General features: G+C 70.0%; 12 protein-coding genes. 6 read left to right on the plus strand and 6 right to left on the minus strand.

The window, feature by feature from the left end; translation table 11 throughout:
• The first annotated feature begins 65 nt into the window (after window positions 1-65).
• The gene (locus tag AC6F7H_RS09505; RefSeq protein ID WP_500756515.1) at window positions 66-1,106 is read left to right on the plus strand and encodes a serine hydrolase domain-containing protein; all 1,041 of its coding nucleotides are present in this window, start codon (window positions 66-68) and stop codon (window positions 1,104-1,106) included.
• Between the two features lie 87 nt (window positions 1,107-1,193).
• Here the strand turns inward: AC6F7H_RS09505 and AC6F7H_RS09510 are convergent, their stop codons facing one another.
• Window positions 1,194-2,900: a glycerol-3-phosphate dehydrogenase/oxidase gene (locus tag AC6F7H_RS09510; protein WP_500756516.1), complete on the minus strand. Its 1,707-nt coding sequence runs from the start codon at window positions 2,898-2,900 to the stop codon at window positions 1,194-1,196.
• Window positions 2,901-3,173: 273 nt separating this feature from the next.
• On the opposite strand from AC6F7H_RS09510, the gene AC6F7H_RS09515 reads away from it, so the two are divergent.
• Window positions 3,174-4,382 carry a nucleotide sugar dehydrogenase gene (locus AC6F7H_RS09515; RefSeq protein WP_500756517.1) on the plus strand — a complete coding sequence of 403 codons (1,209 nt, stop codon included), beginning with the start codon at window positions 3,174-3,176 and terminating at the stop codon, window positions 4,380-4,382.
• Between the two features lie 745 nt (window positions 4,383-5,127).
• Here the strand turns inward: AC6F7H_RS09515 and AC6F7H_RS09520 are convergent.
• The 4 genes from AC6F7H_RS09520 to AC6F7H_RS09535 all read right to left on the minus strand — a co-directional run bounded on the left by AC6F7H_RS09520 (window position 5,128) and on the right by AC6F7H_RS09535 (window position 9,746).
• Window positions 5,128-6,252: a GuaB3 family IMP dehydrogenase-related protein gene (locus tag AC6F7H_RS09520; RefSeq protein WP_109377721.1), complete on the minus strand. Its 1,125-nt coding sequence runs from the start codon at window positions 6,250-6,252 to the stop codon at window positions 5,128-5,130.
• Between the two features lie 127 nt (window positions 6,253-6,379).
• Window positions 6,380-7,882 (minus strand): IMP dehydrogenase, encoded by a 1,503-nt coding sequence (gene guaB / locus AC6F7H_RS09525; protein ID WP_500756518.1) that lies wholly within the window; start codon window positions 7,880-7,882, stop codon window positions 6,380-6,382.
• Window positions 7,883-8,057: 175 nt separating this feature from the next.
• On the minus strand, window positions 8,058-8,645 hold the full coding sequence (locus AC6F7H_RS09530; RefSeq protein WP_279334388.1) for a sigma-70 family RNA polymerase sigma factor: 588 nt from the start codon (window positions 8,643-8,645) through the stop codon (window positions 8,058-8,060).
• Between the two features lie 489 nt (window positions 8,646-9,134).
• On the minus strand, window positions 9,135-9,746 hold the full coding sequence (locus AC6F7H_RS09535; RefSeq protein WP_003948568.1) for a response regulator transcription factor: 612 nt from the start codon (window positions 9,744-9,746) through the stop codon (window positions 9,135-9,137).
• Window positions 9,747-10,125: 379 nt separating this feature from the next.
• Here AC6F7H_RS09535 and AC6F7H_RS09540 point away from each other — a divergent pair, with 379 nt between their 5' ends.
• Window positions 10,126-10,542, plus strand: coding sequence for a WhiB family transcriptional regulator (locus AC6F7H_RS09540; protein ID WP_500756519.1), 417 nt, complete (start codon window positions 10,126-10,128; stop codon window positions 10,540-10,542).
• Between the two features lie 122 nt (window positions 10,543-10,664).
• Here AC6F7H_RS09540 and AC6F7H_RS09545 read toward each other — a convergent pair whose 3' ends face one another.
• Window positions 10,665-11,561, minus strand: coding sequence for a LysR family transcriptional regulator (locus tag AC6F7H_RS09545; RefSeq protein WP_500756520.1), 897 nt, complete (start codon window positions 11,559-11,561; stop codon window positions 10,665-10,667).
• An 81-nt stretch (window positions 11,562-11,642) separates the two neighbouring features.
• On the opposite strand from AC6F7H_RS09545, the gene AC6F7H_RS09550 reads away from it, so the two are divergent.
• The 3 genes from AC6F7H_RS09550 to AC6F7H_RS09560 all read left to right on the plus strand — a co-directional run bounded on the left by AC6F7H_RS09550 (window position 11,643) and on the right by AC6F7H_RS09560 (window position 15,008).
• Window positions 11,643-12,323 carry an MOSC domain-containing protein gene (locus AC6F7H_RS09550; RefSeq protein WP_500756521.1) on the plus strand — a complete coding sequence of 227 codons (681 nt, stop codon included), beginning with the start codon at window positions 11,643-11,645 and terminating at the stop codon, window positions 12,321-12,323.
• Between the two features lie 212 nt (window positions 12,324-12,535).
• Entirely contained in the window at window positions 12,536-14,122 is a 1,587-nt protein-coding gene (locus AC6F7H_RS09555) for a multicopper oxidase family protein (protein ID WP_500756523.1), read from the plus strand.
• Between the two features lie 112 nt (window positions 14,123-14,234).
• A complete protein-coding gene (locus AC6F7H_RS09560) occupies window positions 14,235-15,008 on the plus strand; it encodes an SDR family NAD(P)-dependent oxidoreductase (protein ID WP_500756524.1) in 774 nt (257 codons plus the stop codon).
• The last annotated feature ends 32 nt before the right edge of the window (window positions 15,009-15,040 follow it).

The following is a 15,040-nucleotide window of genomic DNA, read 5'->3' on the forward strand; positions in this document are numbered from 1 at the left end:
GAACCCGGGTGAAGGACATGTTCCGCGGCCTTGCATGATGTTCCTCCGACGAGAGAGGAACCGGGATGCCGCCGCCTCGGACGCTACTGGCCATCGCTGTGTCCGTGGCTTCGCTCGCCCTGACCCCGACCGCTTCCCCGACTCTGCCGGTCCCGCCGGCGGACGCGCTCCTCCCACTGCTGGCCACACAGGCTGGAGCCCCGGCGGCGGCCCTCCTCGCCCTGGGGGAGACCGGCCCGCGTTATGCCTCCGCCGGCGAGGGCATCACCCGGGCCGACCACTTCCGCGCCGGCAGCGTCACGAAGACGTTCATCGCGATGGTCGTCCTGCAACTGGCGGACGAGCACCGCCTGTCGCTCTTTGACACCGTGGAGAAACATCTTCCGGGACTGGTGCGAGGAGCGGGCAACGACGGCCGCGCGCTGACCCTGCGTTCCCTGCTCAATCACACCAGCGGCCTGTACGACTTCGCCAAGGACACCGGTGGCACCGTCCCCGTCACTCCGCGTCAGGCACTGCGTATCGCACTCACCCACTCCCCGGCCGCCCCCGGCCACTTCGCCTACTCGAACACCAACTACGTCCTGCTCGGCCTGGTCATCGAACACGTCACCGGCCACTCGTACGCCGCCGAGGCCGAGCGGCGTATCATCTCTCCCTTGCGTCTGACGGGCACCTCCTTTCCCGGCTCCCGCACCTCTCTGCCCTCTCCGCACGGCCGCGCCTACGCCACCGACGGAACCGACGTCACCGAACTCGACCCGCGGGTGGCCGGCGCCGCGGGCGAGTTGGTGACCACGCTCACCGATCTGGATCGCTTCTACGCGAGTCTGCTCGGCGGTGAACTGCTGCCCCCGCGCCAACTGCGCGAGATGCTCGACACCCGCGCCGCACACGGCTCGTACGGCATGGGCCTGTTCCCCGTGAAGCTTCCGTGCGGCACCACTGTGTGGGGGCACAACGGACACATCTCCGGCAGTTACGTGCGCACCGCAGCCACCGCCGACGGCGGGCATGTCCTCACCCTCCGGGTGAACACGGACGCGCTGGCGGACCCCGGTCTCGTCCCCGCGGTACTCGCGGCCGAGTTCTGCCCCCGCACCTGATACAACGCCCGGGTTCCGGACAGAGATCCCAGTTCGCGACACTCGTTCGAGTGAGAGTCGGGCGGAAGCACCCCGACTCGCGCCGGCCTACATCGGAACGATGTCCGGCGCTCCCAGCCGTGCCGCGTCCGCCGTCAGGTCGTCCGGCTGGCGCTGTGAATCCCGTTCGGCCTCCACCCGCTTCTCGTAGTGCCGCACCTCGCGTTCGATCCGGTCCTTGTCCCAGCCCAGCACCGGCGCCATCAGCTCGGCGGCCTCCCGTGCGCTGCGCGTACCCCGGTCGAACGTCTCGATCGATATGCGGGTGCGCCGGGTCAGCACGTCGTCCAGGTGGCGCGCCCCCTCGTGCGAGGCGGCGTAGGTGATCTCGGCGCGCAGGTAGTCGTCGGCCGCCTGCAGCGGTTCGCCCAGCGAGGGGTCCTCGGCGACCAGTTCCAGGACCTCCTCCGCCAGCGTCCCGTACCGGTTCAGCAGGTGCTCGACCCGCACCACATGCAGTCCGGTGCGCGCGGCGATCCGCGCCCGCGCGTTCCACAACGCCCGGTACCCCTCGGCGCCCACCAGTGGTATGTCCTCGGTGACGCAGGCGGCGACGCGTGCGTCGAGACCGTGCACGGCCTCGTCCACCGCGTCCTTGGCCATCACCCGGTACGTCGTGTACTTGCCGCCCGCGACCACGACGAGTCCGGGGACGGGATGCGCCACGGTGTGCTCCCGCGACAGCTTGCTGGTGGCGTCGGACTCCCCTGCGAGCAGCGGCCGGAGGCCGGCGTACACGCCCTGGACGTCGTCCCTGGTGAGCGGGACCGCGAGCACCGAGTTCACATGCTCGAGCAGGTAGTCGATGTCCGCGCTGGACGCGGCCGGGTGTGCCTTGTCGAGGTCCCAGCCGGTGTCCGTGGTCCCGACGATCCAGTGCCGGCCCCACGGGATGACGAACAGGACGGACTTCTCCGTGCGCAGGATGAGCCCGGTCGTGGAGTGGATGCGGTCCTTGGGGACGACCAGGTGGATGCCCTTGGAGGCCCGTACGTGGAACTGGCCCCGCTCGCCCACCATCGCCTGGGTGTCGTCGGTCCACACTCCGGTGGCGTTGACGACCTGCTTGGCATGGACCTCGTACTCCCCGCCTCCCTCGACGTCCCGCACCCGGGCACCGACGACCCGTTCGCCCTCGCGCAGGAACCCGGTCACCCGGGCACGGTTGGCGACGCGCGCGCCGTACGCCGCCGCGGTGCGCACCAGGGTCGCCACGAACCGGGCGTCGTCCATCTGGGCGTCGTAGTACTGCAACGCCCCGACCAGGGCGTCCTTCTTCAAACACGGTGCCACACGCAGTGCGTGACGACGGCTCAGGTGACGGTGCACGGGCAGCCCGCGTCCGCGCCCGGGGGCCATCGACATCGTGTCGTAGAGCGCGACGCCCGCTCCGGCGTACAGCCGCTCCCAGCCCCTGTGCTGCAACGGGTAGAGGAACGGCACCGGCTTCACCAGATGCGGAGCGAGTTTCTCCAGCAGCAGGCCACGCTCCTTCAACGCCTCCCGTACGAGGGCGAAGTCGAGCATCTCCAGGTAGCGCAGACCGCCGTGTATCAGTTTGCTGGACCGGCTGGAGGTACCCGACGCCCAGTCACGCGCCTCGACCAGTCCCGTGGACAGACCGCGGGTCACGGCGTCGAGCGCGGTGCCGGCACCCACCACACCGCCGCCCACCACCAGGACGTCCAGCTCACGCTCGGCCATGGATCCGAGTGACTCGGCGCGCTCCGCCGGTCCCAGTGTCGCTGTCCTCACCGCTGCCTCCCGCTCGTCGGTCGCATCGGCCGCACCCGTGGGGCGAAGCCCGGTTCCCCCTCCCTCATGCCCAAATTCTGGCCGGGTTGCCCGACCGCAGCCACCGCGCGCTCCCAGCCTGTGGACAACCCTCGCGGCGACTCGCCGGAACTCGACCGATCAATACAGCAAATCGGTCATATTTACTCCTAGTCTGACATTGCGCTCGCTCGTTCTGTCCACAGGGCTTGCGCGCCTGTCCCACTTCGGTTATTGGGAAGGACGGCCCACGCCATGCCCGCAGATCTCGCCGTCATCGGACTCGGCCCGTACGGCCTGCCCCTGGCCCAGGCCGCCGTCGCCGCCGGCATCCCCACCATCGGCTACCGGACCGGCCCGGAGGCCGCCTCCCTCAGCCCCGCCGAACTGCGCCGCATGGTCGCGCAGGGATTCCGGGTGATGACCAGCCCGGTCGAACTCGGCCGGGTACGGACGGCGGTCATCTGCGCACCGGCCCCACCCGGCGCGGAAGGCGGGCTGGATCTCAGCCAGGTGGAGACGGCCGCCCGCACCCTGGCCGCGCGACTGCGCCCGCACACCACGGTGATCCTCGAGTCGCCGGCCCCACCCGGGACGACCGAGGGACTCCTGTGCCCCCTGCTCGAATCCGGATCCGGGCTCCGCGCGGGCCGCGACTTCCACCTCGCCTACTCCCCCAGCCGCGTCGATCCCGGCAACCGCGACTTCACCCCCGCCAACACCCCGAAGGTCATCGGCGGACTCACCCCGGCCTGCACCGAGTCGGCCGCCGCGTTCTACGGGAGGCTCACCGACAAGGTCGTACGCGCGCGTGGCCCACGGGAAGCGGAAACCGTGCAGTTGCTGGAGACCAACTTCCGGCACGTCAACACCGCCCTCGTCAACGAGATGGCCGTGCTCTGCCACGATCTGGGCGTCGACCTGTGGGACGTCATCCGCTGCGCGGAGACCAAACCCTTCGGCTTCCACGCCTTCCGCCCCGGCCCCGGCGTCGGCGGCCACGCCGTCGCCCAGGACCTGACCGCCCACACCGGCCGCACCCTGCGGATGGCAGAACTCGCCCAGCAGGTCAACGGACGGATGCCCCACTACGTCGTCCAGCGTGCCGCCGCACTCCTCAACGAACACGGCAAGTCGGCACGCGGCGCACGCGTGCTGCTCCTCGGCGTCACCTACAAGGCCGACCTGGCCGACCAGCAGGGCAGCCCCGCGCAGGAGATCGCGACGCGGTTGATGGAGCTGGGCGCCTCCGTCAGCTACCACGACCCGCACGTCCCGTCCTGGAGCGTGCTCGACCGCCCCCTCCCGCGCGCCGACTCCCTGTACGAGGCCGCCGCCGACGCCGACCTGACGATCCTGCTCCAGCAGCACCGCACGTACGACCTGCAGGGCCTGTCGGTGAAGGCCCAGCTGCTGCTGGACACGCGCGGGGCCACCCCGACGGGGGCGGCGCACCGGTTGTGAGAGGGGGCGCCCACGACGCCTCGCGCTCCAAGGGCTGGTGGTGGGCGGCACTAGGCGTGGGTACCTTGGGATTCAGGTGGAGCCCACCGCAGGAGGCACTGCGGCAGGCTCCGGATGGATCACGAAGTGTCCACCCCTAATTCTCGTAGGGGTGGCCGCTCACCAACCAGAAATCCGCAAGACCCACCTCCCCCGGCACCGGACCAGCCATCGGCGAATCCGGTACCGTACAAAAAGATGGAGCCCACCGCAGCGGGTACTGCGGCAGGCTCCGAATGGATCACGGAGTGTCCACCCCTATTCCTCTTAGGGGTGGCCGCTCACCATCCAAAAATCCGCAAGATCCACCTCCTCCGGCACTTCACCGTCCACAGACGGATCCGGTCCCAGCGGGTGGGCTTGCGGTGGCGACCCATGGGCACGCCCCCTTCCACGAGGCCGCCCGTCAGCCCGGTTGGGCGGTCCGTTCGGAATCGGTCCGGGCCCCGAAGGGCGAGGTCCGGAACGTGTCCTTGGAAGGGGGCGACCCCGAGAACTGAGCCGCCGAACACGGACACTATCGACTCGAAACGGCCTCTCCCCCGGTATTCACCCCGAAAGCAACCGCACGCCCCCCTACCGCCCCACGCGCCCCTCACCGCTCCCCACCCGGACACGCAACGGGGCCCGGCCACCCACAGGATGGCCGGGCCCCTTCGTCACTCTCAAGGGCGTCCGCCGCGCTCAGGGCGAGCGCGGCATCACGTCATCGCCTGTGCTGCGAGTCCGCCACCGTCACCTCGACGCGCTGGAACTCCTTCAGCTCGCTGTACCCGGTGGTGGCCATGGCGCGGCGCAGGGCGCCGAAGAGGTTCATCGATCCGTCGGACGTGTGGGACGGGCCGGTGAGGATCTCCTCGATGGTGCCGACGGTGCCCAGGTCGACCTTCTTGCCACGGGGCAGTTCCTCGTTGACGGCTTCCATGCCCCAGTGGTTGCCCTTGCCCGGGCCGTCGGTGGCGCGTGCGAGCGGGGAGCCCATCATCACCGCGTCGGCGCCGCAGGCGATCGCCTTGGGCAGGTCGCCCGACCAGCCGACGCCGCCGTCCGCGATCACGTGCACGTACCGGCCGCCGGACTCGTCCATGTAGTCACGGCGGGCGGCGGCCACGTCGGCGACCGCGGTGGCCATCGGGACCTGGATGCCCAGCACGTTGCGGGTGGTGTGTGCGGCACCGCCGCCGAAGCCCACCAGGACGCCGGCCGCACCGGTGCGCATCAGGTGCAGGGCCGCGGTGTAGGTGGCGCAGCCGCCGACGATCACCGGGACGTCGAGTTCGTAGATGAACTGCTTCAGGTTGAGCGGCTCGTGCGAGCTGGAGACGTGCTCCGCGGAGACCGTCGTCCCGCGGATCACGAAGATGTCCACGCCCGCGTCGACGACGGCCTTGGAGAACTGGGCGGTGCGCTGCGGGGAGAGCGCGGCCGCGGTGACGACGCCGGAGTCACGCACCTCCTTGATGCGCTGCCCGATCAGCTCCTCCTTGATGGGGGCGGCGTAGATCTCCTGGAAACGGCGCGTGGCCGACTCGGCGTCCAGTTCGGCGATCTCGTCGAGCAGCGGCTGCGGGTCCTCGTACCGCGTCCACAGCCCTTCGAGGTTCAGCACACCGAGGCCGCCGAGCTCGCCGATGCGGATCGCCGTGGCCGGCGAGACGACCGAGTCCATGGGGGCTGCCAGGAAGGGCAGCTCGAATCGGTAGGCGTCGATCTGCCAGGCGATCGAGACCTCCTTCGGGTCCCGCGTACGGCGGCTGGGGACGACGGCGATGTCGTCGAAGGCGTACGCCCGGCGGCCCCGCTTGCCTCGCCCGATCTCGATCTCAGTCACGTCTGTGGCCTTTCCCTGATGCGTTGCAGCGCCTTCCAGTATCCCCGACGGCCGTGGCAATCAGCGCGCCGGACATACGGCGAGGGCGGCCCCGGACACTCCGGGGCCGCCCTCGGGAGGCCGCTGCCTACTTGCGGCTGTAGTTCGGTGCCTCGACCGTCATCTGGATGTCGTGCGGGTGGCTCTCCTTGAGACCCGCGGAGGTGATCCGCACGAAGCGGCCCTTGGTCTCCATCTCCTCGATGGTGGCGGCGCCCACGTAGCCCATGGTCTGACGCAGACCGCCGACGAGCTGGTGCAGCACGTTGGCCAGCGGACCGCGGTAGGGCACCTGGCCCTCGATGCCCTCGGGGACGAGCTTGTCGTCGGAGGCGACGTCGGACTGGAAGTAGCGGTCCTTCGAGTACGACCTGGCCTGGCCGCGCGACTGCATGGCGCCGAGCGAGCCCATGCCGCGGTACGACTTGTACTGCTTGCCGTTGATGAACTGCAGCTCGCCGGGGGACTCCTCGCAGCCAGCGAGGAGGCTGCCGAGCATCACCGTGTCGGCACCGGCGGCCAGTGCCTTGCCGATGTCGCCGGAGTACTGCAGACCACCGTCACCGATCAACGGCACGCCGGCCGGGCGGGCCGCGAGGGATGCCTCGTAGATGGCGGTGACCTGCGGGACGCCGATGCCGGCGACCACACGGGTGGTGCAGATCGATCCGGGGCCCACACCCACCTTGATTCCGTCGACACCGGCGTCGATCAGCGCCTGGGCGCCGTCACGCGTCGCGACGTTGCCGCCGATCACGTCGATGTCGACGCTCGACTTGATCTTCGACATCCAGCTGAGAGCGTTGCTGTTGTGGCCGTGGGAGGTGTCGACGACCAGGAAGTCCACGCCGGCCTCGGCGAGCGCCTGGGCACGCTCGAGTGCCTCGGGGCTCGCGCCCACGGCGGCACCGACGATCAGGCGGCCCTCCGAGTCCTTCGCGGCATGGGGGTACTGCTCAGCCTTCACGAAGTCCTTGACCGTGATGAGGCCCTTGAGGACGCCCTCGTCGTCGACCAGGGGAAGCTTCTCGATCTTGTGACGGCGCAGCAGCTCCATGGCGTCCACGCGGGAGATGCCGACCTGCCCCGTGACCAGCGGCATCGGCGTCATGACGTCGCGTACCTGCTGGGAGCGGTCGGTCTCGAAGGCCATGTCACGGTTGGTGACGATGCCGAGCAGCTTCTTGTTGCCGTCGGTGACCGGGACGCCGCTGATGCGGAACTTGGCGCACAGCGCGTCGGCCTCGGCAAGCGTGGCGTCGGGGTGGATGGTGATCGGGTCGGTGACCATGCCGGACTCGGAGCGCTTCACCAGGTCGACCTGGTTGGCCTGGTCCTCGATGGACAGGTTGCGGTGCAGGACGCCGACACCGCCCTGGCGGGCCATCGCGATCGCCATGCGGGACTCGGTCACCTTGTCCATGGCCGCCGAGAGCAGCGGGATGTTCACACGGACGTTGCGCGAGATACGGGACGAGGTGTCGACCGCGTTGGGGAGCACCTCGGATGCGCCCGGCAGCAGCAGCACGTCGTCGTAGGTCAGCCCGAGTGTCGCGAATTTTCCGGGCACTCCGTCGACGTTTGCAGTCATGACACCTTCCCCAAATGGCCTTGATCGGTGCGGATGTCCATGCTAACGGGAAGTGGGGGTGTCTCATTCCATGGTTCCACACGGCTCCGGTCTTCGTATGTTCGTACGGAATCGTCCGGGTGCCCGTTCACCACCCAAGGGCGCGCCGGGCGGCGGATGGTTTCCGCAGTGGCGGTCACTGCTCCGCCAAAGCTCGCAGCCTGCTCAGCGCACGGTGCTGGGCGACCCGGACGGCACCGGGTGACATTCCCAACATCTGGCCGGTCTCCTCCGCGGTGAGGCCCACGGCGATGCGCAGCAGAAGCAGCTCGCGCTGGTTCTCGGGCAGGTTGGCCAGCAGCTTCTTGGCCCATGCGGCGTCGCTGCTGAGAAGAGCGCGCTCCTCCGGGCCGAGGGAATCGTCGGGACGCTCGGGCATCTCGTCGGAAGGCACGGCTGTCAGACCGGGATGACGCATCGCCGCGCGCTGCAGGTCGGCCACCTTGTGCGCGGCGATGGCGAAGACGAACGCCTCGAAGGGACGGCCGGTGTCCCTGTAGCGGGGCAGCGCGAGGAGCACCGCCACGCAGACCTCCTGGGCGAGGTCCTCGACGAAGTGCCGGGCGTCACCCGGGAGCCGGGACAGGCGGGTGCGGCAGTACCGGAGCGCCAGGGGGTGAACATGGGCGAGCAGATCGTGGGTCGCCTGCTCGTCCCCGTCGACAGCGCGGTGAACGAGCGCACCGATCGCCCCTTGGGCAGTGCCCGCCTCGTCGTCGCGCATCGGTCCATGGTGCCCTGCGGGCCTCTGCTCCGCGGCACCACGTCCCTTGTTGTGCACCGAAGCGTTATGAGCAGGTGCGCCGGAACTCATCCCCTGCGCCCTCCCCTCCCGCTCGACCGACTCGTCCCCGAGGAACTCCACACCTCAAGGATGCGTCATCCGCGGCGAAACAGGCACAGGGCACCCGGCGGTCGGCTTCGGTGCCCTGGTGGGCCGGGCTTTCCGCGCCTCTGCCGACGAGGCATGAGCGGACGGCCGTAGGACCTGTCGTCCGGATCGGTCCGGGGCGGTCGAGCCGCGCGCCCGCCCCGCCGAACCGCGTGTCGCACCCGGCGGCGCGGCGGCGGTTCGCACCGGTGGCGCCGCCCGTCATCGGTGCGGCCCCACGCGGGTGCGGTCCGGGCGGGAACGGCCCGCGGGGCATCCGCGCACCCGCGGGCCGCCGCTCGATGTCGTACACCGGAGCCGGTCCGATCCGAAGGACAGGCCCTAGCGCACCAGGCCCCACCGGAATCCGAGCGCCACCGCGTGGGCCCGGTCCGACGCGCCGAGCTTCTTGAAGAGCCGCCGGGCGTGCGTCTTGACGGTGTCCTCGGAGAGGAACAGCTCGCGGCCGATCTCGGCGTTGGAGCGGCCGTGGCTCATGCCTTCGAGGACCTGGATCTCACGCGCGGTGAGCGTGGGCGCGGCACCCATCTCCGCCGAGCGCAGCCGTCGCGGGGCGAGCCGCCAGGTCGGGTCGGCGAGTGCCTGTGTGACCGTCGCGCGCAACTCCGCGCGGGAGGCGTCCTTGTGCAGATAGCCGCGGGCGCCGGCGGCCACGGCGAGTGCCACACCGTCGAGGTCCTCGGCGACGGTGAGCATGATGATGCGCGCACCGGGGTCGGCGGACAGCAGCCGTCGGACGGTCTCGACACCGCCCAGGCCGGGCATGCGTACGTCCATCAGAATCAGGTCCGAGCGGTCGGCGCCCCAGCGGCGGAGGACTTCCTCGCCGTTGGCGGCCGTCGTCACGCGCTCGACGCCGGGCACGGTCGCGACCGCGCGGCGCAGCGCCTCTCGGGCAAGCGGGGAGTCGTCGCAGACGAGGACGGAAGTCATGGCCGCCCTCCGCAGCTGATGCGCGTCACCTTGTGCCTCCAGGCTGGTACGAAATCGTCACCTGTGCGGTCGACCGCTTCGGACACCTGCCCGAGCGCTTGTTCCTTCAACCGCCTCGCACTCTCAACGACGGTCACTCGAAAGAGTTACGGGGCCGTTCGCTGTCTTCGGCACTCTACGTGAGGGGACGGACACGATGGAGGCACGCGCGGGAGACCCTCGAACTTTCATCACAACCTATGCCCCGTTTAGACCCTTTTCTTCCCATTTGCTGGTGTCTGAGGCTAGATTCGCAATGGGTCATATTTTCATCTCCTTTGATCGTAGTTGTACGGTCGTGGATACGGATCCGCCCAGAATGGCTACAAGGGGTCACGAAATGGCAGATTTCTCCCGCCTTCCAGGGCCGAACGCGGACCTGTGGGACTGGCAGCTCCTGGCCGCGTGCCGCGGGGTGGACAGTTCGCTCTTCTTCCACCCCGAGGGCGAGCGCGGGGCGGCACGAAGTGCTCGCGAGAACTCGGCCAAAGAGGTCTGCATGAGGTGCCCGGTACGCGCCGAGTGCGCCGCCCACGCACTGGCCGTACGCGAGCCGTACGGCGTGTGGGGCGGACTGACCGAGGACGAACGCGAAGAGCTGATGGGCAGGGCGCGCCACCGGCTGGTGTCGTCCTCGGCGTCACCACCGGGCCCACCACCGGGCCCACCACCGGGCCCACCGGGGGCATCAGCCGTATCGGCGCCGGTCCCGGCATCGGTCTCGACCACCGGCGAGCACGCCGCTTCGAACAACTGAAGTAACGTTTCTTCACCATCGGGTACACGTGTGCCCTTGTTTTTTCGCAGGAGGGCGCTCCACCGCCCCCACCGACGGACAGCCAGTCGGCCAGTCGGCCAGACGGCCCCGCCGGGCCCGGCCTACCGTCCGGCCGCCCGCGCCAGTTGGTCGAGTGTCGCGTCGACCGCGGGCACCTGGGCGAGGTCGGGAAGCGTCAGTGCGACGATCTCCCGCCGCACCGCGGGCTCCAGGGCTACCGTGCGCACCCCTCTGGGCCGTACGGACTCGAGGGCCAGCTGGGGCAGGACGGCCACCCCGAGCCCCGCACCGACCAGGCCGGCCACCGCGGGGTAGTCGTCGGTCGCGAAGTCGATACGCGGGGTGAAGCCTGCCGTCTCGCACACCTCTACCAGCTGACCACGGCAACGCGGGCAGCCCGCGATCCACGGCTCCCCGGCGAGTTCGCCTATGGCGAGGGACTTCGCATGCGCCAGCCGGTGCCGCTCGGGCACCAGCCCCACGAGCCGGTCCGTGAGCAGCGGGCGCACGACCAGGTCGTCCCACTCCTCGGCGCCCGCCGCCCCCTCGTAACGGAAGGCGAGAGCGATGTCGCAGTCGCCCTCGCGCAGCATCTCGACGGACCGGGGCGGCTCGGCCTCCTCCAGGGAGACACGGGTGCCGGGGTGGGCGTCGCGCAGAGCGGCGAGAGCTGTCGGAACGAGCGTCGAACTGCCGCTGGGAAAGGACACGAGCCGCACCCGCCCCGCCCGCAGCCCGGCGATGGCGGCGACCTCCTCCTCGGCGGCGGTCAGCCCGGCGAGAACGCCGGCCGCATGGCGCACCAGCACTTCTCCGGCCTGCGTCATGCGCATCTCGCGCCCGGTACGGACGAGCAGCGGCGTGCCCACGGACCCTTCCAGTGCCTTCATCTGCTGGCTGACGGCGGGCTGGGTGCAGCCCAGTTCCCGGGCCGCCGCGGAGAACGAACCGGTGGTGGCCACGGCGCGCAGCACACGGAGATGACGGGCTTCGATCACGCCCTCAAGGATAAGCCGCCCTTTGACGTAATGCCGAATACCGCTTCGATACTTTGACCCGTATCGCTTACCGTGCAGCTCATGAAGCTTCTGTCTGTGAACCTGGGCCGCCCCGAGGCCGTGCCGTACACGGATCAGCCCGAGGGCGTGACCGGCATCGACAAGCGGCCGGTGGACGGGCCGGTACGGGTGACGGCGCCGGGGCCGAAGGGGGTCGGCGCGAGCGGGCTGGCCGGGGACGCGGTGTGCGAGACGCGGCACCACGGAGGCAATGACCAGGCCGTGTACGCGATGGCCCGCGAGGACCTCGACGAGTGGGAGGGCGTGCTGGGCCGCACGCTGCCGAACGGCTCGTTCGGCGAGAACCTCACCACGGAGGGGATCGACCTGTCCGGCACCCTGATCGGTGAGCGTTGGGGCATCGGGTCCGAGGTGGTGCTGGAGGTCACCTCCGGCCGCATTCCCTGCCGCACCTTCCAGGGCCATCTGGGTGAGAAGGGCTGGGTGAAGCGGTTCACCCAGCGGGGCGCGCCGGGTGCCTATCTGCGGGTTGTCCAGCCCGGTGAGGTCCGGGCGGGCGACGCGATACGGATGGTGCACCGGCCGGACCACGAGGTGACGGTCGCGCTGCAGTTCCGGGCGGTGACCACGGAGCGGACGCTGCTGCCCCGCCTGCTGGCGGCGGCAGACGCGCTGCACCCGGAGACACTGGCCAAGGCGCGGCAGTACGAGACGAAGTACGGAGCGGACCGGGGAGCCTGACGAAGGGCCACGGGGCACCGCACCGCTTCCCCTCTTCTCCCCTTCTTCTCCTTCTCCCCCTTCTATTCCCCCCTCACTTGCCCGCGCGGTTCTCCTGCATTTGCTCAGCCGGTTCCAGGGGGAAATCCCTGATGCCGAGCGAGGGTTGGCTCAGGGCCGGTTCCGGGGAGGTCCCCGATGTCCTGCGGACCATGACCCGCGACGCTCGAAGCATGTCTCGCCATACGCCCAAGAGCGAGGTGCCGGACGGGGAGAGCCCGCCCGGCACCACCCGCCGCGCATTCCGCTGGAAGCGCCTTGTCATCGTGCTCGGCTCCCTGGTCACCGCGCTCGCCGTGGCCGTCGGCGCCCTGTTCACCTGGCTGTGGACCGGCGCCACGGTCAGCACGGCGGGCAAGGCACCGTTCGACAACGCGCTGGCGATACCTCCGCAGGCCGAGTCGACCGTGGAGAAGGACGGCACACGGGTATTCGACCTGCGCATGCAGGCGGGCGAGACGGAGTTCCAGGAGGGGAGGAGGACCACGACCTGGGGGTTCAACGGTTCCTACCTCGGCCCGACGCTTCGGGCGAAGCGCGGCGAGAAGGTGCGCGTACGGGTCGGCAACGACCTGGACGAGGCGTCCTCCGTGCACTGGCACGGAATGCACCTGCCGGCCCGCATGGACGGCGGCCCGCACCAGATGATCGCCCCGGGTGCCACCTGGACCCCGCACTGGACGGTGGACCAGCCGGCGGCGACGCTCTGGTACCACCCGCATCCGCACGGCAAGACCGAGGAGCACGTCAGGCGTGGTCTCGCCGGCCTGTTCCTCCTCGACGACGAGAAGTCCGCTCGCCTGCCCCTGCCGAAGCGGTACGGCGTCGACGATCTTCCGGTCGTCGTGCAGGACGTCCGCTTCGACGGTTCACGGCTGTCCGGCGACCGCGGGCTGATGCAGAACGTGGGCTTCCTGGGTGACCGGACCATGGTCAACGGCACCCTGCGCCCCTACCGGGAGGTCCACGACGAACTGATACGGCTGCGGCTGGTCAACGCCTCCACCGCCCGTACCTACGCCTTCGGTTTCCCGGACGACCGTGACTTCTCGCTGATCGGGACGGACGGCGGACTGCTGGCGCGGCCCGCGATGACGGACCGGATACAGCTGTCACCGGGTGAGCGCGCCGAGATCGTCGTACGGGTCGAGGCCGGGGAGCGGGTGATGCTCCGGAGCTTCCCACAGGACAACTACGGCGGCTTCTGGCAGCGGCGGTTCGGCGGGGGCGACGACTCCTTCGACGTACTGGAGCTGCGGGCGGCCGGGCGGTTGCGGCCGTCGCCGCGGTTGCCGGCCACGCTCACCGAGCCGGAGCTTCCCGACGGTGCCGAGGCGGTGCGCGGGCGGCACTTCGATCTGAAACTGTCCGGGATCAACGGCCGGTCGATGGACATGGGCCGCATCGACGAGACCGTCACCCGCGGGACGACGGAGCTGTGGACGGTACGCAACACCAACGGCATGCCGCACAACTTCCATGTGCACGATGTGCAGTTCCGCGTGGTGGAGGTGAACGGCTCGCCGCCGCCGTCGGCGCTGCGCGGGCCGAAGGACACGGTGTTCGTCCCGCACGGCACGACGATGAAGCTGGCACTGCGCTTCACCGGACCGGCCGATCCTGACGTCCCTTACATGTACCACTGCCATCTGCTGTACCACGAGGACGAGGGGATGATGGGTCAGTTCGTGGTGGTCGAGAAGGGCCGGTCCGCGGGGACCCCGCCGGATCACGCGGAGCACGGGGAGCACGGGGCCTGACAGGCCCCAAAGGGGCGGGCACTCGGGTGACTGATCCGGTCGGGCTTCAGTGCACCGGTCGGGGCGGCGACGCCGGGCGGACGCCCGCACTCCGGGTAACTAGTCTTGCGCCATGACAACCGCTCTGATTACGGGATCGACGGCTGGGATCGGTGCCGCGTTCGCGCGGAAGCTGGCAGCCGACGGGCATGATCTGGTGCTGGTGGCCCGCGACATCGTCCGGCTCCGCGAGCAGGCGACCGAGCTCCACGACCGCCACGGCATCGAGGCGGAGGTGCTGAGGGCCGACCTCGCGGAGGACAAGGGCATCGAGGTGGTGGCCGAGCGGCTGGGGGACCGCAGGAACCCCGTCGACCTGCTGATCAACAACGCGGGTTTCGGCAACAAGGGCCGGTACCTCGAGGTCTCGATGGCGGACGAGCTGAGAATGCTCAAGGTCCACTGCGAGGCGGTGCTGCGGCTGACGTCGGCGGCGGCGGAGGCGATGCGGGAGCGCGGACGCGGAGGCGTCGTGAACGTCGCCTCGACCGCCGCGTTCGTGCCTCGCGGGACCTACGGGGCCTCCAAGGCGTGGGTGGTGCAGTTCACCCAGGGCGCGGCACAGGACCTGGCGGGCAACGGCGTACGCCTGATGGCGCTGTGCCCCGGCTTCGTCCGCACCGAGTTCCACAAGCGGGCGGGGATGGGGACGGACAGCATCCCGAACTGGATGTGGCTCGACGCGGACAAGGTGGCGGAGGCAGCCCTCGCAGACCTGGCCCGCGGCAAGTCGGTGTCGATCCCTGATCCGCGGTACAAGGCCCTGATGGGAGCGGCGAAGCTGGTCCCACGCGGCGCCCTGGGCGGCTTCTCCTCACGAACGGGCCGCAAGTACGGGCCGCAATGACGGCACGGACGGGCCCTGTCGCAAAGGTGACC

The organism is Streptomyces sp. MMS24-W38, from assembly GCF_059889265.1.

Excerpts from the sequence above, each read along its gene's own strand:
- AC6F7H_RS09535 (WP_003948568.1), bottom strand. The coding sequence starts at position 9,746 with ATGACTTCCGTCCTCGTCTGCGACGACTCCCCGCTTGCCCGAGAGGCG.
- AC6F7H_RS09505 (WP_500756515.1), top strand. The coding sequence starts at position 66 with ATGCCGCCGCCTCGGACGCTACTGGCCATCGCTGTGTCCGTGGCTTCG.
- AC6F7H_RS09555 (WP_500756523.1), top strand. The coding sequence starts at position 12,536 with ATGTCTCGCCATACGCCCAAGAGCGAGGTGCCGGACGGGGAGAGCCCG.
- guaB (WP_500756518.1), bottom strand. The coding sequence starts at position 7,882 with ATGACTGCAAACGTCGACGGAGTGCCCGGAAAATTCGCGACACTCGGG.
- AC6F7H_RS09560 (WP_500756524.1), top strand. The coding sequence starts at position 14,235 with ATGACAACCGCTCTGATTACGGGATCGACGGCTGGGATCGGTGCCGCG.
- AC6F7H_RS09550 (WP_500756521.1), top strand. The coding sequence starts at position 11,643 with ATGAAGCTTCTGTCTGTGAACCTGGGCCGCCCCGAGGCCGTGCCGTAC.
- AC6F7H_RS09540 (WP_500756519.1), top strand. The coding sequence starts at position 10,126 with ATGGCAGATTTCTCCCGCCTTCCAGGGCCGAACGCGGACCTGTGGGAC.
- AC6F7H_RS09515 (WP_500756517.1), top strand. The coding sequence starts at position 3,174 with ATGCCCGCAGATCTCGCCGTCATCGGACTCGGCCCGTACGGCCTGCCC.
- AC6F7H_RS09530 (WP_279334388.1), bottom strand. The coding sequence starts at position 8,645 with ATGCGCGACGACGAGGCGGGCACTGCCCAAGGGGCGATCGGTGCGCTC.